16 protein-coding genes are annotated in these 23112 nt (G+C 40.4%); 7 read left to right on the top strand and 9 right to left on the bottom strand.

Annotated elements, in window-relative coordinates; translation table 11 throughout:
• Nucleotides 1-5 precede the first annotated feature (5 nt).
• Nucleotides 6-1427: an aldehyde dehydrogenase family protein gene (locus tag RGQ13_RS18055; RefSeq protein WP_348391119.1), complete on the bottom strand. Its 1422-nt coding sequence runs from the start codon at nt 1425-1427 to the stop codon at nt 6-8.
• Nucleotides 1428-1614: 187 nt separating this feature from the next.
• Between RGQ13_RS18055 and RGQ13_RS18050 the strand changes: the two genes are divergently transcribed.
• From RGQ13_RS18050 to RGQ13_RS18020, 7 genes are all read left to right on the top strand, one after another.
• Entirely contained in the window at nt 1615-2478 is an 864-nt protein-coding gene (locus tag RGQ13_RS18050) for a helix-turn-helix transcriptional regulator (RefSeq protein WP_348391118.1), read from the top strand.
• A gap of 365 nt (nt 2479-2843) precedes the next feature.
• Entirely contained in the window at nt 2844-3719 is an 876-nt protein-coding gene (locus tag RGQ13_RS18045; RefSeq protein ID WP_348391117.1) for a hypothetical protein, read from the top strand.
• A gap of 65 nt (nt 3720-3784) precedes the next feature.
• A complete protein-coding gene (locus RGQ13_RS18040; protein WP_348391116.1) occupies nt 3785-5341 on the top strand; it encodes a phytoene desaturase family protein in 1557 nt (518 codons plus the stop codon).
• Nucleotide 5342: 1 nt separating this feature from the next.
• Nucleotides 5343-6965 (top strand): phytoene desaturase family protein, encoded by a 1623-nt coding sequence (locus tag RGQ13_RS18035; protein WP_348391115.1) that lies wholly within the window; start codon nt 5343-5345, stop codon nt 6963-6965.
• An 18-nt stretch (nt 6966-6983) separates the two neighbouring features.
• Nucleotides 6984-8201: an aminomethyltransferase family protein gene (locus tag RGQ13_RS18030; protein WP_348391114.1), complete on the top strand. Its 1218-nt coding sequence runs from the start codon at nt 6984-6986 to the stop codon at nt 8199-8201.
• A 38-nt stretch (nt 8202-8239) separates the two neighbouring features.
• Nucleotides 8240-8836: an MOSC domain-containing protein gene (locus RGQ13_RS18025; RefSeq protein WP_348391113.1), complete on the top strand. Its 597-nt coding sequence runs from the start codon at nt 8240-8242 to the stop codon at nt 8834-8836.
• Nucleotides 8837-9097: 261 nt separating this feature from the next.
• Entirely contained in the window at nt 9098-10963 is a 1866-nt protein-coding gene (locus tag RGQ13_RS18020) for a hypothetical protein (protein WP_348391112.1), read from the top strand.
• A 311-nt stretch (nt 10964-11274) separates the two neighbouring features.
• On the opposite strand, the gene RGQ13_RS18015 is transcribed toward RGQ13_RS18020, so the two are convergent.
• The 8 genes from RGQ13_RS18015 to RGQ13_RS17980 form a co-directional block, all read right to left on the bottom strand.
• Nucleotides 11275-13824, bottom strand: coding sequence for a TonB-dependent receptor (locus tag RGQ13_RS18015; RefSeq protein ID WP_348391111.1), 2550 nt, complete (start codon nt 13822-13824; stop codon nt 11275-11277).
• 177 nt (nt 13825-14001) lie between these two features.
• On the bottom strand, nt 14002-15600 hold the full coding sequence (locus RGQ13_RS18010) for a tetratricopeptide repeat-containing sulfotransferase family protein (protein WP_348391110.1): 1599 nt from the start codon (nt 15598-15600) through the stop codon (nt 14002-14004).
• Between the two features lie 227 nt (nt 15601-15827).
• Nucleotides 15828-16172, bottom strand: coding sequence for a cupin domain-containing protein (locus tag RGQ13_RS18005; RefSeq protein WP_348391109.1), 345 nt, complete (start codon nt 16170-16172; stop codon nt 15828-15830).
• 39 nt (nt 16173-16211) lie between these two features.
• The gene (purU, locus tag RGQ13_RS18000) at nt 16212-17078 is read right to left on the bottom strand and encodes a formyltetrahydrofolate deformylase (protein ID WP_348391108.1); all 867 of its coding nucleotides are present in this window, start codon (nt 17076-17078) and stop codon (nt 16212-16214) included.
• 14 nt (nt 17079-17092) lie between these two features.
• The gene (locus RGQ13_RS17995) at nt 17093-19078 is read right to left on the bottom strand and encodes an NAD(P)-binding protein (protein ID WP_348391107.1); all 1986 of its coding nucleotides are present in this window, start codon (nt 19076-19078) and stop codon (nt 17093-17095) included.
• A 43-nt stretch (nt 19079-19121) separates the two neighbouring features.
• Nucleotides 19122-19481 carry a cupin domain-containing protein gene (locus tag RGQ13_RS17990; RefSeq protein WP_348391106.1) on the bottom strand — a complete coding sequence of 120 codons (360 nt, stop codon included), beginning with the start codon at nt 19479-19481 and terminating at the stop codon, nt 19122-19124.
• 59 nt (nt 19482-19540) lie between these two features.
• Nucleotides 19541-21133, bottom strand: coding sequence for a phytoene desaturase family protein (locus RGQ13_RS17985; protein WP_348391105.1), 1593 nt, complete (start codon nt 21131-21133; stop codon nt 19541-19543).
• 114 nt (nt 21134-21247) lie between these two features.
• A complete protein-coding gene (locus tag RGQ13_RS17980) occupies nt 21248-23026 on the bottom strand; it encodes a sodium:solute symporter family protein (RefSeq protein WP_348391104.1) in 1779 nt (592 codons plus the stop codon).
• Between the last annotated feature and the right edge of the window lie 86 nt (nt 23027-23112).

Raw genomic sequence — 23112 nt, 5'->3', positions numbered from 1 at the left:
ATTTGCTAAAACCCGACAATGCCTTTAATTTCAAGGAAGTCATCAAAAGCAAAATGCGCCCATTCTCGACCATTACCAGATTGCTTATAACCACCAAAAGGTGCATAGGCATCAAAATCAGGATTGTTAAGATAAATAGTTCCGGCGCGAATTCGTCTTGCAATACTACGTACTTTATCAAGATCGTTACCCTGAATGTAACCTGCCAATCCGTATGGCGTGTCATTTGCTATCGCTACCGCTTCATCTTCATTATTATATGGAATGATAGATAAAACAGGTCCAAACACCTCTTGTTGAGCAATAAGCATATCGTTGGTTACATTGGCAAATACTGTTGGTTTAACATAATAACCAGCAGTTAAACCTTCAGGTCTACCTGGTCCGCCAATCACTAGCTCGCTGCCTTGCTCAATTGCTTGGGCAACTAAATTTTGCACCTTTTCAAACTGAGCCTTATTTGAAAGTGGCCCTATGGTTGTAGTGTCCAAGTTAGGATCGCCAACCACTGTAGCTTCGGCGACTGATTTAGCGACCTCTACTGCACGTTGATGGTATTTGGCCGGTACCAACATTCTAGTTGGCGCGTCACAAGATTGTCCGGTGTTGTCAAAACAAGCCTCTGCGCCACTGGTTACGCAACTCTCAATATCGGCATCTTCAAGAATAATATTTGGCGATTTACCACCTAATTCTAATGTCACTCTTTTAATAGTTTGTGCGCCCATTTCAGACACGGACTTTCCGGCACGAGTTGACCCTGTAAGAGAAACCATTTCTATATCAGGGTGAGATGACAAAGCTGTGCCTACCACAGGGCCATCGCCATAGACCATATTGAAAACACCCGCTGGCAACCCTGCGTCATGCACAATCTGAGCAAATATCTGCGCTGACAATGGTGCAAATTCACTGGGTTTTAAAACTACCGTACAACCACAAGCAATGGCTGGAGCAACCTTACAGGCGATTTGATTCATCGGCCAATTCCACGGAGTTATCAAACCACAAACGCCAATAGCTTCTTTGGCAACATGAGTGATGCCTTTAGTTTCTTCAAATTGAAAGCTTTCTAATGATTTTCTGGTCGTTTCAAAATGAACAATACCTATGGCAGATTGCTCTTCTAGAGCCATACCTTTAGGCGCCCCCATTTCAGTAGTAATTGCTTCGGCCATTTCATTAATTCTTTCTTTGTATAAAGCAATGATGCGATCAAGATATTCTAACCTTTGTTCCCGACTGGTTTGTGACCAAGTTTCAAAGGCGTGATTGGCAGATTTAACAGCAAGGTCAACATCATTTTGATTACCTAATGCCACCTGTCCAACTACCGTTTCATTGGCAGGATTAATAATATCCATCATTTGCGGCTCTAAAGGGTTAACCCACTCGCCATTTATATAAAATTGATCACACTGTTTCATCTTCAAGCCTCGATAATTTATAGCTATATAACTTATATAGTTGATAAGAAAAGAAATTTGTTGTTAATAATATTACTCATTGATCAGATAAATTCAAATAACCCAATAGGGGAGTGCTTTTATCTCTTGTTAAATGCGAGTTAATGGTGGTATATTTTTATTAGTGTTTTCATTAAGTAGTTAAATCATGAGTACGTCATTTCTTTCCGAGTTTTCTCAACAACTTGCAGATTTATTTCCCTATGCCGGAACCGAAGAATTTACTGTTAAGCTTGCCGACATGTTTAAGCGCCTCATAGCCGCTGAAAACATCATGATAATTTTGTTTCCCAGTAAAAAATTGCCCATTATAGAATATAATGATGTTCCAAGCGGAAGCCTAGAATCGGTTGCCGATCAATATCTCAAAGGTGCCTTTTTACTTGACCCATTCTACTTAGCATCAAAGCAGGATAAGGAAAGTCAGTTTTTACATCTTAAAGATGTTGCTCCAGATGGATTTGAGGAAAGTGAATATTTTAAAAGTTATTATAATTACTCTTGTCTCACCGATGAATGTGTTTATTTAATTAAAGTGGCAGATGAGGGTGATAAATTTGTAATGGTTGGTCTTGGCAAAGTTGAAGATGGCAGCTGTTTTAGCAATGAAGCCTTACAACAACTGAAAGAAATAACGCCATTAATCGAAGCGCTAATAAAGCATCATTGGCAAACTATTGAGCATAGCCATGAGCATCATCTTGATATTCGTGAACAGTTAGAAACTGCACTCGACGCATTTGGTACCAGTGTTCTAACCGAACGAGAAAACCAAACGATTAAAATGATCCTGCAGGGTTATTCAAGCAAGGCTATTGCTGAACGCTTGAATATTTCGGTAGAAACAATAAAACTTCATCGTAAAAATGCCTACGCCAAACTCGATCTTGGTACTCAGGGAGAGTTGTTTAATTTATTTATTAATTCTTTAATGAATATTGAAAACTATACCAGTGGTGACCCGCTTATTGCCTATCATACGCCAGCTTGTCATCATCGAGCCAGCCAATAAATCGATAGGTAAATTGCCTTCTTTTATTACCTCGAAAATTCTCATTAATTCAAAATACACCAATTTATCAATAGGTTACTTTTGATTGGAGCTTTTTTACTGGGTTGAAACTACCTCAAAGGGGTATGTCTTATCTGCTGATTATTGGTTTTAATCATAAGATACAGATTTATACCAGTTGCATTAAGTTTGTGATCTTGTTGTGCGCAGGAAAAAATAAATCAAGGCAAGGCGATCGATTGACCAATAGCTGGCTATTGGGATTGAGAGCAACGACGCTTTGAGGTATTTTAACCAGCACAAGTGAGCAATAATTTAATGAAATTGGTATCTCAACATGAGCGGTTTTTATACCTGTTTGATTAATGAATTTATCAACTTTTATACCAAATTCTTCAAAAGTAGACGTACGATTATGGATTAAAGTCATAGTCTATGGCCTGCTGCTCATTAATTTTGCTATATATTTTAAGAATGACTGGGTTATAGCATCACATACCATGCGCAATGGTGGTTCATTTTTGGATTGGACTGGAGCCTTCGCTACTACCATTGATGAAAGTGCCTGGATTTGCCTATTAATTTTATTCGAACTTGAAACCTACATATTATCAGATGAACCACTTCCTCGCGCTAAAGCGTTATTAATGCATGCTGTTAGGATCATTTGTTATGTTTCTCTAGCTCATACTCTTTATGCATATACCGACTACCTTATTGATTTAAGTAACGTTGATGTTATTAGCAATGCAACCAACCTTTGTCAGTTAGTTGCTGCTGATGTTTCCTATGCTTATAACCTTGTCTATACCGAGCTAAATACTACTAACTGCCAAATACTTTCAACTGCCAGCCAATTTTATTATCTCGACGCTCCAGAGAATATTATTGTCTCTGACAGTGCCGGTCTAAATATCGAAATAAATTTGGCTTGGGCTGATGTTATCGAGGTTGTTGCTTGGTTAATTATATTGTTAACCATGGAATTAACTGTACGTATTCAAGACAGAGGAATAGCAACCGGTACAAAACTCAAAGTACTTAAAATTATCAAGCTTATGTTTTACTTGATTTTATGGGCCATTATCGTTTTTTGGTTAGACCTTGAGCACTGGATGTTTGCCTGGGATGAGTTTGTTTGGATCTCCGGATTTTTTGTAATAGAAATGAATATGTCTCAATGGCGTGATGAAATCATTGAGGCTGAAAATAATGAAAAGCAAAACACTGTTTCTGGCTAATTTTTGCTGAGACTTTAGTTTAATAATAAAAAATTTACCGTTAACAATAACTATGTGAGTATGATTTGAATCACTTCGATACGATAATAATAGGTGCAGGCCACAATGGCTTAGTCTGTGGTTCTTACCTGGGTAAGAACGGGCAAAAGGTGTTAATACTTGAAGCCGCAGAGCAGCTTGGCGGCTTGGCTGCAACTCGTGAGTTTTCCCCTGGGTTTAACGCCTCTGTTGCTCAAACCATCAGCCATTTTTCAACTAAGGTGGCGAAAGAGCTTAATTTATCTGCACACGGTTTTGACGTAGCCGCAGCGCCTATGACGAACATTTCGCTAAATAAAGAAGGTAATCATGTCACGTTAACCTCATCGGGTGAAATAACCGGAGTAGGGTCAGAAGATCAACAAAACTATCAACAATATCAGCAATTGTTAAAACGATTTGCTAATTTGTTGAAACCGTTCTGGCTTAAAACTATGCCACGTATAGGCAGCCCAAGTATCAAGGATAATTTAACCTTTGCTCACCTTGGTATAAAAATGCGTATGCTTGGCAAACAGGATATGGCCGAATTTATGCGGGTGGCAACATTACCTGCGCGTGACCTGATGGATGAAAATTTTGACTCTGATCAGCTTAAGGCATTGCTAAGTTGGGACGGATTAATTGGTTCAAAAATGGCACCTCGCTCGCCCAATGCTACTATTTTAGCGTTACTATATCGCATGAGCGGCCTACATGATGGTGCTCATTCACTGCCTAGTGGCGGTATCGCAAGCCTAATAAACTCACTGCACAAAGCAGCAACTAAAGCTGGCGTTGAAGTACAAACCAACTCAAAAGTAAAACAAATATTAATTCAAGCCGATGAAACGGGTCTAAAAGCTAATGGCGTAGAATTACAATCTGGCGAAATAATTAGCGCTGATAGAGTTGTTTCGGCTGTTGACCCTAAACGAACATTTTTAGATCTCGTTGGTCCGCAACACCTTGAAATTGATTTTACTAGCAGAATTAATCGTTTACGCTGTGATGGCTATGTCGCTAAATTGCACCTGGCCTTGTCTGATTTACCCAACTTTACCGGTTTAACGAAACCTGATGGTCGAATGATTATTGCCGATGAACTAGACAGCATTGAATTCGCTTTTGACGATGCAAAATATGGCGAGCCTTCACAAAAACCAGTAATGGAAATAGTCATCCCAAGTTTGCATAATCCAGAGCTTGCACCAAGCGGCCAACACGTACTTTCTGCCCATGTTATGTATGTACCGTATAAACATAAGAATGGTTGGACTGAGCAAGCTAAGGCTGATCTATATGAACGTGTTATCGATACTATCGCTGAATATGCACCCGATATTCGAGAAAAAATTATCGATGGCGAAATACTCACACCATTAGATTTAGAACAGCAATTTAATGTTACCGGTGGCCATTGGCATCACACTGAATTATCAATATCACAAATGTTGATGATGCGACCAACTTACGAAGCAGCACAATACAGTACCCCTATTCCTGGACTCTACCTTTGTGGAGCAGGTAGTCATCCTGGTGGTGGCCTAATTGGTGGTCCTGGCCACAACGCAGCAAATGAAATAATTAAGGCGAGTAAATAATATGAATAAGAAATACGACGCTATTATTATTGGTGCAGGGCATAACGGTTTAACCAATGGCGCCTACTTAGCTAAAGCCGGCCTTAATGTTTTGGTACTGGAAAAAAATGACTATATCGGCGGCGCCGCAGTTTCTCGTGAAATGCACGATGGCTGGCTATATTCAAGCTGCTCTTATATGTCGAGTATGCTTCGCCAAACTGTGCATCGAGATCTTAACCTGACCAAGCATGGACTAGTACTTGTTCCATACATTGGTACTGTTAACTATGATGACAAAGGTCAGCCATTAATTCATTACGGCAATGGTGATGTAGCTTACAACCACTTGCGTAAACATTCTGCCCACGATGCCGATTCAATGTTTCGTTTTCAGGCGGATTTAAGCCGCTATGCGCAACTTATTCGCAAAACTTTGATGCGTACGCCGCCAGATCCAACCTCATTTAAACCTCGCGATATTCAAGAGTTGCTGTGGTTGGCAAAACAGTTCTGGTCGTTAGGTGAGAAAGAGCTTTATGAATACATGCGTTTTTTCACCACCAGTGCGGAAGAATTTTTAGATGATTATTTTGAAAACGATCTGATCAAGGCAACTATGGCCAGCCCGGGCATTATAGGTACAGCACTGGGGGTTTACTCACCAGGGTCTGCCTATATTCTATTGCATCATGTTATGGGTGATATGGATGGTAACATTGGCGCTTGGGGTTTAGCCCGAGGCGGCATGGGAGCAATTTCTAATGCTATCGCCAGTGCGTTTAAATCATTTGGCGGTGAAATTAGAACTGGTGCTGGTGTTGATAAAATATTGGTCGAAAATGGCAAAGCCATCGGTGTAGTACTGGAAAACGGTGATGATCTTTACGCCGATATTGTAGTTTCAAACTTAGATGCCAAACGTACCTTTACCAAATGTCTGGATAAAAAAGATTTACCTGAAGGAATTTATAAAAAAGCCGAGAATTTTAAAATCCGTGGCTCGTCAGGTAAGGTAAACATTGCTTTATCTGGTTTACCTAAATTTATTAACCTGCCTGATAATCGCTTTATCAATCGGGGTGGACAAGGTTTTGTTGGTTCACTGGAGACGATGGAGCGTGCCTATGATTGTTGGAAGCATAATCGATTTTCAGATGACCCTTTTGTTGAAACAATCATTCCTTCAGCTTGGGATCCTACGGTTGCTCCTCCGGGCAAACATTGGATGTCGTGTTTCGTCCAATATTGTCCTCCTACACTGGCCGGAGGTGGTTGGAATGCCCAGCAAAAAGAAGCGTTTGGGCAAACGGTTATTGATAAAATAGAACGTTACAGTCCTGGTTTTAAAGACTTAATTGTTCATAAAGAGATCAGAACCCCGGTAGAAATAGAAGGAGAGGTTGGATTAACCGAAGGCAATATTTTCCAAGGCGAACTAACTATCGATCAACTGTTTTTCAATCGACCGTTTCCCGGGTACGGCCAATACCGAATGCCAATCAAGAATATGTATATGTGCGGTGCATCAACTCATCCTGGCGGTGGGGTGTCTGCAGCTTGTGGCGCAAATGCGGCACGTGAAATATTGATGGATTTGAAGAAACCAAATACGGTTCCTGAAGATTCTTTTTATGATGAGTAATTGCAGATGAATACTACTATGAAATCTCACAATGAAATGAGTGTTACACAACTCGATGAACAATTAAGACAGACTCCGTTTCACCCTCGCCAACAAGCGCTTAATGTACGTGACGATTGGACTGTATGGAATGGTTTCAAGTTTGCCAATAGTTATTATGATGCCGAATATGAATATTTTTGTATACGCAACAGTTGTGCAACCTACGATATTTGCCCAATGCAAAAATACTACATTTCTGGTAAAGATGCTGAGGCGATGCTGAACCGCATGGTCACTCGTGATGTGGCAAAATTAAACGTAGACAGGGTAACCTACTGTTGTTGGTGTACTGATGAAGGTCGAATGATAGACGATGGTGCTATCTTTAGACTGGGGCCTGATTCTTTCATGTTAACCTGTGGCAGTCCTTGTGTTGCCTGGTTTAAAAAAAGTGCTTTTGGCTTTAGTGATGTAACCATAACAGATATGTCTGACAATATTGCCGCCTTATCTTTTCAAGGGCCTACCAGTTGTGAAGTATTGAAAAAAATGGGGCTTGATGGCATAGAAACTCTAAAACCATTTGGAATTATGCACTTTCCTTTTAATGGTGATGATAGTAAAACCTTAATGGTCTCTCGCACCGGTTTTACTGGCGATTTAGGTTATGAGCTTTGGATAGCGCCAGAGTTAGCCCTTGATCTTTGGGATACTCTCTATAGCGCCGGAGAAGATTATAATATTCATCCTTATGGTGAAGTTGCCACTAATATGGCGCGTCTTGAAGCTGGCTTTATTATGCCTGGACTTGAGTTTAACGAAGCATTAAAAACCGTACACTTTCAATACGACCACACACCATTTCAGTTAAGTTTAGGCTGGTTGGTCGATTTCAAAAAGCCACATTTTAATGGTCGTAAAGCCTTGCTCAAAGAAAAGCAGCAGGGCCCAGAATACACTTTGATTAAACTTGATATTGAAGGCAACAAATCTGCGGAGGAAGCCTACCTTTATAACAATAAAAAGTGCGACACTCATATCGGCTATATTACCTCAACCATGTGGTCGCCAATTGTAAAAGCCAATATCGCTCTGGCTATGATAGAAACTAAGTATTTAAAGGGCGATATCTGGGCTGAAATATACTACACCAAAGAATTACGCCATCACCACATAGTGATGAAATGTACTGTAGTGAAAAAGCCATTTTGGACTCCTGAGCGGGCAAAAATCACTCCGCCATTAAAGTATTAACAAAGCAACGTATTAACAAATCAACGAAAGGAATCAGCATGAATAAGCTTATAGGTCACGTCGTCGAAGTGAATATTGGCACTAAAGATGAAGAGTTATCCAAGCATAGCTGTGATTCGGTGCAGGCTGAATTAGATGGTTTTGTTGGCGACAGGCACCGTTCAATATCAAGAGAAACTTGGGCGGGTGATAAACAAGCACAAGGAACCGAGAGGCGTAACGAAAGACAATGGTCAGCCATGTCTGTGGAAGAACTGGAAAGTATCAGTGAGCGCATGGACTTAACCAGGCAACTTACGGCGGCTGACCTAAGTGTTAACCTGTGCTTTAAGGGAATCCCTAAGTTATCGTTATTACCAAAGGGAACAATCTTAAAATTCTCATCAGGGGCGCAGCTCATGGTTGAAGAGTACAACCCTCCATGCTCGGAAATGAGTGAGAAAATTGCCGCGGCTTTCACCTGTAATTCAGGAGAGCCATTAGCAAAAAATACATTTTCACAAGCGGCCATATTTACTCGAGGTCTAGTTGGTGTTATTGAAGTCGCAGGTAAAATTTGTGTTAATGACGAAGTTATTGTAGAAGTTTATCAGCCACCATTGTGGGTGACCAATCAATTAAACCAAAGCAGATAAATCATAAAGCTAGGTCTATACTTTATAGATATACCAAGTCCATCAATTATCTGATCATTTTGATTGGTTAAAACGAATAACTACGGCGTTATAAAATTCTTAAGTAGAATAACTACTTATGAAATTTTATGCCTTGTATTAATCCGTTTTTCCTCATTCAAAAATAGAACTTAAAATTAATAGAATTGGTATTACTCATTAGCGCACACTAATTAAAACGTTATTAGTTGCATAACAGGGAAACATAACGGGATAGGTTGCTTGGCTAATTCTCTTTTTAAAGAACTTAAACGTCGAAATGTTTTTAAGGTAGCAATTGCATATCTAGTTGTTGCCTGGATAGTTTTGCAGGTTTCGGCGTTGCTTCTACCAATTTTACAGCTGCCCGACTGGGTGCATTCACTGGTGTTTTTCTTGGGCTTAATTGCGTTTCCGTTCGTGCTGATTTTTGCCTGGGCATTTGAACTTACCCCCGAAGGCATAAAACGTGAGTCTCGTGTGGAACGCGAGCATTCTATTGCCGATCAAACTGGGCGTAAAATTGATTTTGTTATTATTGGCTTATTGGTAATCGTCGCATTTTACTTTTTCTATGAAAGTCGCATTCGTCAAAATTTGCAGGCAAGTAATCAGCCAGCTACAGCTATCGCCTCGGTTGGTAAGTCGTCTATCCAAGATAGAGCTATCGAAGAAAGCGAAAAATCGATAGCCGTATTGCCTTTTGTAAACATGTCATCGGACCCTGAACAGGAGTATTTTTCCGACGGACTATCGGAAGAAATCCTAAACCTGTTGGCACAAGTGCCGAGTTTAAAAGTTATCGGCCGCACATCATCTTTTGCCTTTAAAGGTAAAAATGAAGACTTAAGAGTGATTGGTAAAGCACTTAATACCAAAACTGTGCTTGAAGGCTCGGTGCGAAAATCGGGTGAGAGAGTGCGCATTACTGCACAATTGATTGATGTAGAAACTGGTACGCATTTATGGTCGCAAAGTTATGATCATACCTTAACCGATATCTTTGCCGTACAAGATAGTGTCGCTAAGGCTATTTTAGAGGCATTACAGGTTCATGTACTTGTACCAACACGTGGTAGGCCAACAGAAAATATTGAAGCCTATGGTTATTATTTAAAAGCCAAAGATGCGATGAGCAGTTGGGATACCAAAAGCGCGGAAAGCAATTTAAAAATAGCGGTAAAGCTTGATCCAACTTTTGCTGAAGCTTATGAATTGCTTGCTTATAGCTATTATGAGCGCTGGGGCAATACCCTTGACTCACTAAGTGCGATGGAACATATGGCTAATGCTGCCAATAATGCGCTACAACACGACCCATCTCTTATAATGGCCAGTATCTTTTCCAAACTTAGCTCGGGCAGCTGGCAGCAATATGAAGGAATTATTAATCTTTATCGATTGTTAAAGCGACAACCTAATAATGTCATGGCTCTGGAAATGCTCATTTGGGATCTATTAATAGCTGGATATTTCAATGAAGCACTTAAATTATCGCAGCAACTGGTTGACGTTGACCCATTATCGAGCAACGCGCAGTGGTATGTTTTTACTAATATGATGGCGCTGGGCCGAAGAGATGAAGCGATTGATGCATTAAAACTTTCCGCGCAACTCTCAGGAACTTTAGCTCACTTTAATCTTGCATATTTGAGCCGTTTAGAAAACCAGCAAGAGCAAAGCTTGCAATACTTCGAAAAAAATATGCAACAACTAGGTTTACCATGGCAATGGGTAAGGCCGTTGTCACTCGCTGCCAGTGATCCTGAAACAGGGGAAGCAAACTTAGATCGCGAAATCCCAAAAATTATAAATTCAGTTCCGAAAGAACGAGCCTATGAAATGCGTCAAGTGTTATTGTTTTGGTATTTGCAATACGGGCATTTAGATAGATATTACCAGTTAATATTCGAGCGCTATGCCGCCGGGCAGGATGTAAGTGATGCCGATAGTCGGATTTTCGAAGGCTTAATTTATCGTAATACTGGTTTTACCGCTCACCCATATTTTATAAAGTTGGCGAAGAAGCGCGGATTGATTGAACTATGGGAGCAACGTGGCGCACCGGATTATTGTAAAAAATCGCAAGGCAAGTGGCAGTGTCATTAATTTAGATGTTGTTAGTTGTTTAAATGAACAAGTAGCTTATCTTTTCAAACCACAGCTCGTTCAATGAGGTCCCCGATGTCGCTTGAGCTCCTCGATGACGGGGCTCTTTAGCAAAATCAATGGTGTTTCAAAGAATAAGAAACAATTAACCACGTCATTCCATCATGCTTTTGGATGGAACCTCCTGCAGTTTAAACGTGCATAGAAACAAACGATCCTCCTTCAACATACCTCACATCCTGTAAGGCAAAAAAAACCAGTAGCACTGCTACTGGTTTTTGCTTTGTTGGTTATTTAGCTAAACCGGGATCTTAATTCCAGCTCATGCCAAAACGTAGACCATAACTGCGAGGTTTCCATGCGGCCCAATGAGTCGATGGGTAGTTTGCCCCTCCACCGTAACTACTATCAAAGTTAGTTTCATCTAATAAATTATCAACATAAGCTTGTACATACCAGTTTGCTGATGATTCATACCCTATACGTGCATTCCAGGTTTGTGATGCCTCTATTATTCTAACTTCGTCGAACATATAACCGCCACCGTGTTCATCTTCCCAATAGCTTTCTATACTGGTGGTAATTGTCGCGCCGCTGTCAAGTGGGAAAAAACCATTAAGTACCATGGAACCACTCGTTTCTGGGGCCCAAGGTATTTTGTTGCCATTACATTCTCCTATCTCACCAGAACAGTCATCTTCGGGAACTTCGTTGATATCAGAATCGAGGTAGCTATAGTTGAACATAAGATTGAAGTATTCACCTAAAGGGGTATTGGTAGCGAGTTCGAAGCCATTAGCTTCAGTCAAACCGAGATTAGAAATAATTGTTTGGCCACCTTCACCTTCCACTCGAGTTGATACTTGAAGTCCATCGTATTCATAGCTGTATACAGTCAGACGAATGTCGGTGAAATCAAACCAAGTGTCTTTATAACCAAGCTCATAAGAGTCGATACTTTCTTCACCAAAGGCTACACTTTGGGCTAGCTCGTTGGTTAAATTTGGTTGTTGAGATAGCGCTGATCCATCTCTACCTTCAAAATTATGCGAATTAAAACCACCTGATTTGTAACCTTCGGTGAAGCTGGCATAGAACATCATTTCGTCTGTGGGTTGCCATCTTATCAAGTATTTCATTGACGTATTATCCCAGTCTTTCTTAGTCTTAATTTCTATAGGGTTGCCATTTGCGTCTAGTGCAGTTGTGCCACCAATATTCCAGACGCTTGCAGCATTATAGCCTGGTGTACCTGAGTAGACTGTTTGATTACCGTTGCTGTCAATGACTTCTTGGGCGTTGTTAAATTCTTTATTGTCAACGGTATGACGAATACCTATTTCTATATTTATAGTGTCAGTAATTTGATAATCTAAATTAGCATACGCTGCCCAACCATCGTTTTTAGCATTAACATAACTATTTTCAAAGACCTTATCGTCTGCTCGGCCATAAGGGCTACTTAGATGAGGGAAGTAATAATTAACCCCATAGTATCCATCGGTAGGATCGAATCCATAATATCCTGGACCGTGATAGGCAAGTGAGTTGTTATATAAGTTTTCACAATGACCTGATTGTGAACCTTCTAAGCTTGGAAAGTAATTAGTGCTTTCATCGTAATCATTATAATAAGCGCTATAATAATCACATATAAATTCATCACTCATTTGGTTTAGGGTATCAACGTCAAGATTTTCTTCATAGAGTGAAGTACCAACATACCATGAAAGTGGTCCAGTTCCGTTGGAACTTAAGCGTAATTCAGCTTGCGTATAATCACCGGTTTGATCAACTTTCCATGAACCAGATTCAAGAGGGCTGGGGGTCCATTGCTCAGTATACAAATAATCGTGATCTTTATAACCGGCATTAACGGTTAAATCAGCAAAGTCAAATTCTTGTACAAGTTTTACCTGTAGGTTAAGTACTTGTGCTTCATCTTTTAATCCCCAGTGAGAATTTGTATCAAGGTCGCGATCTCCACCTCGGTTACCTTCCCAAACTTTATCATATTCTTCCCACAGTTCACCTTTTTCTATGAAACGATATAAACCCGCTGGGTATACTCGGTCTTCATACTCAACCATGGTTGTTATTCTAAGATCATCTTTTTCAAATGTTGTTGACCAACGAGCAGCAAGAACATCGGTATCTTGTACCTTATCATCTTTGTTCTCATTTTCGATATGAGATTCTTGAGTGTGATAAACACCAGCAAACCTCATCGCCAAATTATCATTAATAGGTACATTTATTGCGCCATTAAGTTTCATAAGGCTGTAATCACCTAAGTCAACGTCAAAACTAGCTTCCTCTCCATCTATTTGAGCCTCATTGGTGTGAACGCTAATTGCACCGCCAATGGCATTACGACCAAATAAAAATCCCTGCGGACCATTGATGATTTCGGCGCGGTTCATGTCAAATAATGTACTTATCGCCGAGCCTGCACGCCCTTCATATTGATCATTTTTAAAAAAACCAAGAGAAGGGTCTCCACCTGAACCATAGTCTTGACTTCGTATACCTCGAACGTTTAATGCGTCAAGGAAACTATTTTGAGTGGCACCACTAACGCCGGGAGAATAAGCAACCAAATCCATGGCATCGGTAAGGTGCACACCCTGTATAAAGTCACCGGTTAAGGCGGTCATTGCCAAAGGTACTTCTTGAAGGGTTTCACTTTTTTTGGTTGCAGTAACCATGATAGTTTCAATTTCTTCTTCTTCTACTTCTTCTGCAAAAAGAGGGAGTGAAATCATTGATGTGATAATGGCTGCTGAAATGGCTTTCGCCACAGAGCTTTTATGGAATGTTTGTGTCGACGGTGTGCGACTACGGGCATATTTGTTAGACATTATTTACCTCGAGTTTTTATTAGTATTATTATTTCGGCTAAATAACTGCACAATGCTGACACAATTTTTTTAGCTTTTCATTTAACATTAGCCAATGAACTGAACAAATTGTATACCCCCATGGGGTAGGTGTTTTTTAAACGATATTTTTACTTAATTGTTTTTACTCAATTATTTTCATTCCTCTATTTTTATACCGTGTGCTTGCAGCTCAGTTAGCATAGGTTGTAATTGCTGCTCGTATTTACGCCAGCGCCCTATTGAACGGGTATGAGCAGGTTCCCTTACTTGTACGGTACTTGCAGTCGTTACCGCTGTTTTTTGTTGGTGAAAGTTAAGACATTCATCCTGCCAAGGAAGCTCTAGATAATCTATTAATGCTCGTGCATTAGGTTCTAAATTGCGCGCGGTTTCTTCATAGCTGATATCAAAAAATCTACCTGGAAAACGCTCTCGCCATACTTGCATTAGCTTTAAATACCTTACATGGTGTCGAGCCATCTCTTCTTGGTTATATGAATGTAAGTAAGCGTTAGCAAATAACTGTTTGTAACTTGAGAAACAAGCATCCATAGGATCTCTGATCAAATGAACAATTTTGGCATTAGGTAAAGCTTTCAGGATAAGTGGAATATTTAGGTAGTTTGCGGGTAACTTATCAACATATCTTGCTTTACTGCCCAGCATTCTTCCTGAGGTTTGCAAATACTTTGTCGCTAATAATCGGCCGTCTACTTCTTTTACTAAATCAAATAACTCAGCTGAAAAACGTTGGGGATTTTTAGTGTTACCCAGTCTGCGCATAGCAAGCGGGAACTGTTGTAATTCACCAGCTGAATGAACATCAGAGTGACTGGTAATAATTCTTTCAATCAGGGTTGTGCCTGTGCGAGGTTGTCCCAAAACAAAAATGGGTGAAGCATCGGCAATACCAGGGCCACTATTTTCTAGCCATTCTTCGGTAAAATTTTCAGTTAAATAGTCAAAAGTTTCGATTTCTCCGGCTTCGTCAAAGTCACCTTTTGATCTTGTCGCTGCAGCACCTTTCGAAAATGCCTCGAAAGCTTTATCCCAGTTTTGTTGATCTTCATATTCTTTGCCAATGGCATATTGATAAAATGCTTGTGCGGTTGGCTTATTTTTATTTTCCTGACAGAGTTTATTCATTTTCTCTATGTGGGAATTATCTTTAGCTTTTACAAACAGAGAAAGTGACCAGTGAGCCTGAGGTGAGTCGGCTCGCTTTTCAATAATGCTTTTAAGTAAAATTTCGGCTGTATCAGTATCACCTTGATGTACTAAGTTACTTGCAAGGTTATGAGTATATTCGATATTTTCTGGGGCAAGTGTATAAGCCCTGCCAAAAGCTGACTTGGCGAGATCATTTTCCCCCATTAGTGATAAAGTAGTGCCGATTAGGGTTAGTACTGTGGGGTCATCTGTGCGGATTCTACGCACTTCTTGCAAGGCTTTATCGGCGAGATTTACCATGCCTCGTGTCATATAGCGGTAGGCCAGTTGTGCCCATGCGGCAACATGATCATTGTCTAGTTTGACCACCGTTTGGAAAGCACGGAAAGCTAGTTTCTTATTTTTTGTTCCCAAAGCAATAAGTCCGACAAGAAAATGTGCAGGCACTAATTCGGGCTCTAGCTGTAAAGCTTCCTGACAACACTGTCCTGCAATATCAAACTTTCTTTGGGTATAGGCATGCGAGCCTTTTTTTAATAAATCTTCCAGTTGTTCTCGGTTTTCATAAGACGGTGTATCTATCATTAAGTTGATCCATTGTTATTATTTTATTACGGATAAGTATTTGAGAAGGATCTCTTCGAAATTCAATCAACTTCCATATTGTCAGTTAGTAAACAAAGTTACAAGGCCATATATACAAAGATGAGTTATTGCTAGCAACAATAGTTTTATGACCTGTTAACTCCAATGAGAATAATCATTAACATCACTTGTGTTGTGCAAGATCTATGTCTTGTACAACTACGGGATTATTCAATAACGGTATACACTTTTCTGACAGTTTCTACTACTTCGCTAGTGCCTTGCCATCCTTTTGGAAAAGAGAAACTGTCACCTGCTTTGAGTTCGACAATCACACCATCATTATCCGTTAGGATCCAGTGGCCCTTTAATATATGGCAAAACTCTGTGATGGGTAAATTCAGTTGTAACTTACCGGGTTCGCATTCCCATGTGCCCATTAACACCCCATCGTGGTTATAAAAACAGCTATCACGCTGGGCGGGTAACTCACCCAGCGGTTCTCCGAAGGAAGCACATGGTATGAGGTCGTCTAAATCTTTTGCTGCTTTTTGCACGGTTATAGAAGGCATTTTTGTTCCTTATTTATTGCTATTAATTGAAATTAGGTGTTAAAACACTACAGTTTTATTTCCTCTAACAATTACTCTATCTTCAAGGTGTAAGCGCACCCCTCTTGATAACACTGATTTCTCCACGTCACGACCTAAACGCACCATGTCATCCTTATTGCATTTATGGCTTACTCGAATTACATCTTGCTCGATAATAGGGCCTTCATCTAAGTCTTCGGTGACGTAGTGGCTGGTTGCACCAATTAATTTAACGCCTCGATCAAATGCTTTTTTATAAGGATTAGCGCCAATAAAAGATGGTAAGAAGCTATGATGGATGTTGATTAATCGACCCGCATACTGAGCACAAAGGTTTGGCGGTATTATTTGCATATATCTGGCCAAAACAATCGTATCGGCATTGTGGCGCTCGATAATTTCATTCATTTTATCAAATGCCGGCTGTTTATTATTTTTATCAACCGGTACGTAATGAAACGGTATACCATGCCATTCGACCATACTTCTTAAATTTTCATGATTTGAGATCACACAAGGGATGTCACAATGTAATTCACCACTGTGCCAGCGATATAATAAATCAGCCAGACAATGAGACGCATGGCTTGCTAATAGCACCACCTTTTGTTTTTTATGCCCATCTCTAACATGCCAGTTCATTTCAAACTTTTCGGCTAAAGAGGCAAACTTTTCTCTAAATTCATCTATATCAATTGATAACGTGTTGGCATCAATAACATTACGCATATAGAACCAGCCTTCGGCAACATCGGTGTGATGATTAGACTCGGTTAATGAACCTCCCTGTTGTGCAACAAACTGACTTACCGCAGCGACAATACCGACAGCATCTGGGCAGGAAACTACCAAACAAAACTCACGCGGTTCTTTTACTTCATTCATTTTCATATTTCCTATTAACTATTTTTAGTATTCAATTCGTTTACTGCCCTATAAGCCTGTTCTACTGCGCACTCCATCATGGCTTTAGCGCCGGAGTCGGCATTAGCAATAGTTATCTTGCCAAATGGTTGTCTGGCAATTATGTGTGGGTAGCGTTTATCGTTTTTATCTTCATATATTGGGTCAAATAATGGTCGGTAACCATACGCATAGCCATGAGCCCAACGATTTACTGTAATATCAGCAATATCACGAGCCGGATCAAAACCATATTCACCTAGTAAACTCATTAACTGGGTTCGCACATTACGCTCTATAGTTGCAAATGTTGTTGTCATTAATTCATGTCGGCCATGGCGATGTTGCTCACGAACATTCATGCCTTGATTATTGACATGGGGGAAGCGCTCCATATGAACAATCATCGGCTCATCAGCAGATTGAGCATATTTATAATCACCTATACTCACCGGAAAATCGATAAGGGCATTGATGAAATATGCTCCCGGTGAAACCACGGCACCAATATTGAGTTTTTTCCAAGCTTGCCAATTTTTCAACGCGACCGTGGTGTATAAAATTGGGGTTTTTTCCTGAAAGTCCAAAGCTTGTCGTTGCGTTTCTGGCAGTTGCGGGCAAAGGTATGGAATGATTGAGTTATTGCAAGCAAGTACGCAGTTTTTTGCTTGTACACGGTATGCTGTACCTGCTTGAATATAACTTACCTTAACATTTTCGGCTGAATTAACTTCCCCCTGGTGTTCAACATTTACCACCGTACTATTTAATCGCATTCGTACAGGCGAGCTTTGTTGATCAAGCTTTGAATAATCAAATTTGGCGGTAACGATATCTTCCATGGTATTACCAGTAGCTACTGAAGGTATCATCTTGCGGATCAATAATCGGGCTATGGATGCATTACCATCAGGAAAATGATGAATGTACTCTTCCATACCTGATTTTTCTACGACTAATCCAGTGCCACCCCATCCCGGTAAACCACCATAAGATAAGGCTGAATAGGCATTTATGGCATCAATACCAGCACCATAATCTATGACTAAATCTTGCAATATTTCAAACACCTCTACTTCTGTAATATGCATATGTTGTTGCAGAAATTGCCGGTAGCTAATGGATTTTAAATAGCGTTTTTTATCTTCAAGCTTAATTTGTGAAATTTGATCATTTTCTTCAGTTAATAAACGTACAAATTCAATTTTTGCCGAAGCTGAAATTGGCATTTTCTCTACAGCTTCACTTTTTGATAATGCTGATTGAGCTAAAGGTAGATAGCTACTAAACACTCCTAATTCTATAGGGACAACTCGATCAACGCCCCATCTTTCTTTGCTAAAGTGAATTCCAGCAGTAAGCTTGTTGCGATGATAAAAGCTCTTATCATAGGCTTTATCAAATCGCTTTATTTCAACACCTAAATCATCAAGCAAGCCTTTGACCACATTACTGTAGCTCGAAGGCTCCTGTAATGTTTGCGCGCCGCCATAACCAATCAAGGTATGCTCGCCGACTTTAAATTCGTTGCGCTTGGCATGGCCGCCAAAGTCGTCATGATTATCTAGTAATAATATTTTCGCATCAGGGTGTTTTTTTTGATAAAAATGCGCAGCACTTAAGCCACTAATACCCGCACCAACAATAACCAAGTCATAAAGTGTTTCATCAGCATCAACCACTTTACCCCAGTCACGTTTATTCTCGCGTCCAAGTTGATGGGCAACTTCAAAAGAGCCTGCGTGGTTACCTCGCAAACCGGTTGAGGCAGGGGGGTAATATGGTTTATTTGATAAAGCGCTTTGTTGGGCCAACGGAAGAGCCTTTTCATCGGCAGAAGCTGAACCTGAAAATAACGATAACGGACCTGCGGTTAAAGCTCCCGCTGATAGAGCGCCAATACCATGCAAAATATCTCGGCGTGATATTTTGCAATTCATACCAAGTTCATTATCGCTGTATTTTTTTACGGTTTTATTCATCGGTTACCCTAGCTACACTTTTTAAAAGTTCATGATCTAAAAATCAGTCGCGCTTAAAAGTTAAATACGCTTTTCGCACAGTTTCCAGTACTTCCCAAGTGCCTTTACTGTTATTGTCAAAATACACGGTATCACCCGCTTTTATATCGATGGTTTCACCTTCTTCAGGGTGAAATAGGGCATGGCCTTTAACAAACGAACTGATTTCTGCATCCATGATCCAACGAGTCCAAATGCCAGGAGTACATTCCCAAATACCCGCTTCAGAGCCATCTGGGTTTTCATTAATAATGATGCCGCGAAGATGCGAGACATCATCAGATAGTGGCTCGGGTACTGGCCCCCAATCATCTAGTTGATCTGATGGAATATTTGCCACATCTTTGGTTTGTTTAATCGCCATAGCTTTTGTCCTCGTACGTGTTTATTTTTATGTTTATTAAATTTTTTATATATTTATGCTTATCTGTCTTTAAGTATGCGCTTTGCCGCGTTATGTCCCGGAGCACCGGTTACGCCACCTCCAGGGTGAGAACCTGAACCACATAAATAAAGACCTTTAATTGGCGTTGCGTACTGGGCCGCATCTGGATGGGGCCGCATGCTAAATAGTTGATCGGGCTCTAAGCGACCATGACAAATATCGCCGCGGGTCATACCAAACATTCGTTCAAGATCTAATGGTGTCAAACACTGAGTTGAGACTAATATATCTGGCAAGTTGGGAATATATTTTGTTAAATAGTCGAGGATATTTTTGACCACTTTTTCTTTTTCATCATCCCAACTTTTACCATCGGCAAGATCATAAGGCATGTATTTACACAATAAACTCATTACATGATGCCCTGATTCATCTGTTAGCGAATCATCAACTGTACTTGGAATAAACGCTTCAATTAGCGGCGGATCAGCGGGTATGCCAGAACGTGCCGAACGATAGGCGCGCTCTACATGATCTTTATCTTCAATAATTGAAATAGACCCTAAGTGCTGAGGACCTACAATATCACTCGGCAAACAGGCAAACTGTGGTAATCCTTTCAACGCTAGATTCATCCTCAATGACGCTGATTCTTGACGAATAACCTCAATATCTTTGGCAAAACTTTTTGGCAGGTGATCTGCACCAACAAGTTTTAAAAATGTTCGTTTCGGATCAGTATTAGCGGCAACAATGTCAGCAAATATTTTTTGACCATCTTTTAATTCAACGCCTTGAACTGCGCCGTTTTCAATAATGATTTTTTCAACACCTGCGTTGGTTTTAATGACTACACCTTTGACCTCGGCTGACTTTGCCATGGCTTGGGTGATCCCCCCCATACCTCCTTTGACAAAACCCCAAGCGCCTTTTTGTCCATCAATACCGCCCACGGCATGATGTAACATTGCCATCGAAGAGCCCGGATGATGCAATGATGTGTAATTTGCTGGTAAACAATGTTGTGCCATCATTGCCTTAATTTTATCACTTTCAAACCAGCGTTCAATTAAGGTATCTGGTGTACTGACAAACAGCTGCATAAAGCGGTAACGTGTGTCGCTATCTAGCTGGTAAAAATCTAAGCCTAGTTTTATTGCACTGAGTAAATCCGCAGGGCCGCCGCCATGCAATTTAGGCGGTGATTTTAGCCATTGTTTCGCTACAACAGCGCCGACTTTATCAATAATGTCGTGTAGTTCTTGGTATGAGTCGTAATCAGTTTCAGAAAACTTAGCAAATTGGCGGCGATTTTCTTCCTCGTCAGCCGTTAATAATAAATACTCATCGCTTAAATCGAGATATAACGCATTATCGAGTGGGATGGTTTGATAACCGAATTTTTTAAGCTCTAAATCTGCAATAACTTCTGGACGTAACAGGCTAACTACATAAGAAGCGATTGAATTGCGATATCCCGGATGGAATTCTTCACTCACCGCTGCGCCGCCAACAATGTGACGCTGCTCTAGTACACAAACCTTGAGTCCTTCCATCGCTAGATAGTTAGCAGTTGTTAGACCGTTATGACCGGCACCAACAATGATGGCATCAAATGTATTGTTTTCCATAAAAGCTGTCCAAGTTTAAAGTTTCAATAATTATTATTCTTTTAGATTTAAGTTACTACCTTATAACCTCTAAAACTCTTATGCTATCGCGCGTATCCGCAGAGAAATTATGCTTTACTGCGTTGACTTACCGCCCTGATTTACTGCTTGATTTAACGTTGGTTTTGGGCAATAAGATTGTTCGATAGCTCTGTAGGTGACTACTCCCCAAGGCACAAAAATTGCGGCCCAACACAGAGCTAAAATAGCCTCCATGGTAAACCAATCTAGTCGATTTTCTGGATTCAATGTTCCAGTGGCTAGTTGGTATGGATAAACATAATAAATGAGTTGCAATGTTGTCAGAATAAGCCCAAAAATTATAACCGCTATTGCCACCAACTGGGTTTTTTTAGCTTGCTTTTTATTGCATTCATGTTGTGGCGTACGGTGCAGTGCAAGTCGACGAGAGCGCTCTATTTCACTGACTTTATCGCGACGTGAAATTATGACAATAACGAAATAGCTGAGTAAACCACCAACAAGAATTGGGTTTAAATATGATGGTAAATCAATCCAACCAAACGAGTCACAAAAACGAAGAATGACATTACCAGCAAACCCACTGATGATGCCCCAAAATGCACCGCGAGGGGTAATTGTATCGCTCCAAATACTCATAAAGGCTACCGGTCCCCAAGATGAAGCAAAGACGGTTCCGACGTAATAAGCTAACCAGAAAAGGTTGGGGGGAAAGAAAAAACTAATAATTAAAGCAATGATTCCGACAATTAACATGACCAAACGACTGAAGCGTAACAATGACTTATCATCTTTGTTCTTTTGCGGAAATATATCATTACTAACACTAAAGCCGACTAAAGAGAGAAACGTAGTGGCAGAAGATAGAGCCGCAGCCATCACTCCTGCGAGTAGCAGTGCGCCCATTATTGATGGCATCATGTTCATCGCCGCCCAAATCATTGTTTGGTCATGGGGGAAAATATCATCTTTGCTCAGGTTTACCACGGTAGCTGCTGCAAAAAGGGCCAGATTACTTACCGCAATAACAATGGCAGCAATACAAGCTGAACGTATAACCACATGTTCAGATTTTGCCATTAAATACCGACTCGACTGCCACGGGCTTACGGCAGCAACAAAGCTCCACGCTATTCCCGTGATAAGTGACCAGATAAAATAATCCCTGGGTGTTTGCCATTCGGTATCATTGCCAACTATGCCGTGCCAGGTCATCAAATCAGGTTTGCTGTCTAAGTTAATAAGATCGGTTAATGATGACAACCAACCACCATGCGTGTCGACAATGTAATAAAGCGCAACAAAACTCATTATCGTGAAAAGAAGGAACATTAAGGTGTCAGTTATAACCACACCACGAGAACCAGAGTAAAGAGTAAATAGGGTATAACAGAGCCAAGAGGTGATTAATCCTTGGGTATAAGATAATGGTGTTAATTGCGACAGAATAACTGCAGTTCCTTGGGTTACAGCTAATAAATAACCACCAAGACCAAGCACTATTGTGACTCCAGCAGCTGCTTGCACCGATTTACTGTTAAAACGATGGCCAAAAAACTCAGCTAAGGTTAATGCTTTACTGCGTCTAAGGTATCGGCCAAAATATAACGCGCCATAGATATAGCCCGCGACCCAAATTGCCGGCCATAGAATATATGCACCGCCTTGAGAAGCATAAGAAAATCCAGTTTCTCCAAGAAAGGCATTGGTGCTCAATACACTCGCAACCAATGTACCAACAATAAGTAAGGTAGGAGCATTACGACCAACAACAAAGTAGTCTTCTAAATGTTTTACTTTTCGGCCGGCATAATTGCCGACGAATAGATAGACGACAATACTGATCAGTATGCTGGTTGTGTATATATCCATATGTTCGAGGTCTCACCCAGGTTGACTATTTAACATTCACATCAGGTTATTTTTTTAACCATTAAAAATTAGACTAATTAATTCAA

It is taken from the genome of Thalassotalea psychrophila (assembly GCF_031583595.1).
In the GTDB taxonomy this organism is placed as follows: domain Bacteria; phylum Pseudomonadota; class Gammaproteobacteria; order Enterobacterales; family Alteromonadaceae; genus Thalassotalea_A; species Thalassotalea_A psychrophila.
This window is presented reverse-complemented; position numbering and strand designations above follow the sequence as displayed.

Bases quoted from the DNA above. Each gene is read 5' to 3' on its own strand.
- RGQ13_RS18055 (WP_348391119.1), bottom strand. From the start codon at position 1,427: ATGAAACAGTGTGATCAATTTTATATAAATGGCGAGTGGGTTAACCCT.
- RGQ13_RS18050 (WP_348391118.1), top strand. From the start codon at position 1,615: ATGAGTACGTCATTTCTTTCCGAGTTTTCTCAACAACTTGCAGATTTA.
- RGQ13_RS18045 (WP_348391117.1), top strand. From the start codon at position 2,844: ATGAATTTATCAACTTTTATACCAAATTCTTCAAAAGTAGACGTACGA.
- RGQ13_RS18035 (WP_348391115.1), top strand. From the start codon at position 5,343: ATGAATAAGAAATACGACGCTATTATTATTGGTGCAGGGCATAACGGT.
- RGQ13_RS18030 (WP_348391114.1), top strand. From the start codon at position 6,984: ATGAAATCTCACAATGAAATGAGTGTTACACAACTCGATGAACAATTA.
- RGQ13_RS18025 (WP_348391113.1), top strand. From the start codon at position 8,240: ATGAATAAGCTTATAGGTCACGTCGTCGAAGTGAATATTGGCACTAAA.
- RGQ13_RS18015 (WP_348391111.1), bottom strand. From the start codon at position 13,824: ATGTCTAACAAATATGCCCGTAGTCGCACACCGTCGACACAAACATTC.
- RGQ13_RS18010 (WP_348391110.1), bottom strand. From the start codon at position 15,600: ATGATAGATACACCGTCTTATGAAAACCGAGAACAACTGGAAGATTTA.
- RGQ13_RS18005 (WP_348391109.1), bottom strand. From the start codon at position 16,172: ATGCCTTCTATAACCGTGCAAAAAGCAGCAAAAGATTTAGACGACCTC.
- purU (WP_348391108.1), bottom strand. From the start codon at position 17,078: ATGAATGAAGTAAAAGAACCGCGTGAGTTTTGTTTGGTAGTTTCCTGC.
- RGQ13_RS17995 (WP_348391107.1), bottom strand. From the start codon at position 19,078: ATGAATAAAACCGTAAAAAAATACAGCGATAATGAACTTGGTATGAAT.
- RGQ13_RS17990 (WP_348391106.1), bottom strand. From the start codon at position 19,481: ATGGCGATTAAACAAACCAAAGATGTGGCAAATATTCCATCAGATCAA.
- RGQ13_RS17985 (WP_348391105.1), bottom strand. From the start codon at position 21,133: ATGGAAAACAATACATTTGATGCCATCATTGTTGGTGCCGGTCATAAC.
- RGQ13_RS17980 (WP_348391104.1), bottom strand. From the start codon at position 23,026: ATGGATATATACACAACCAGCATACTGATCAGTATTGTCGTCTATCTA.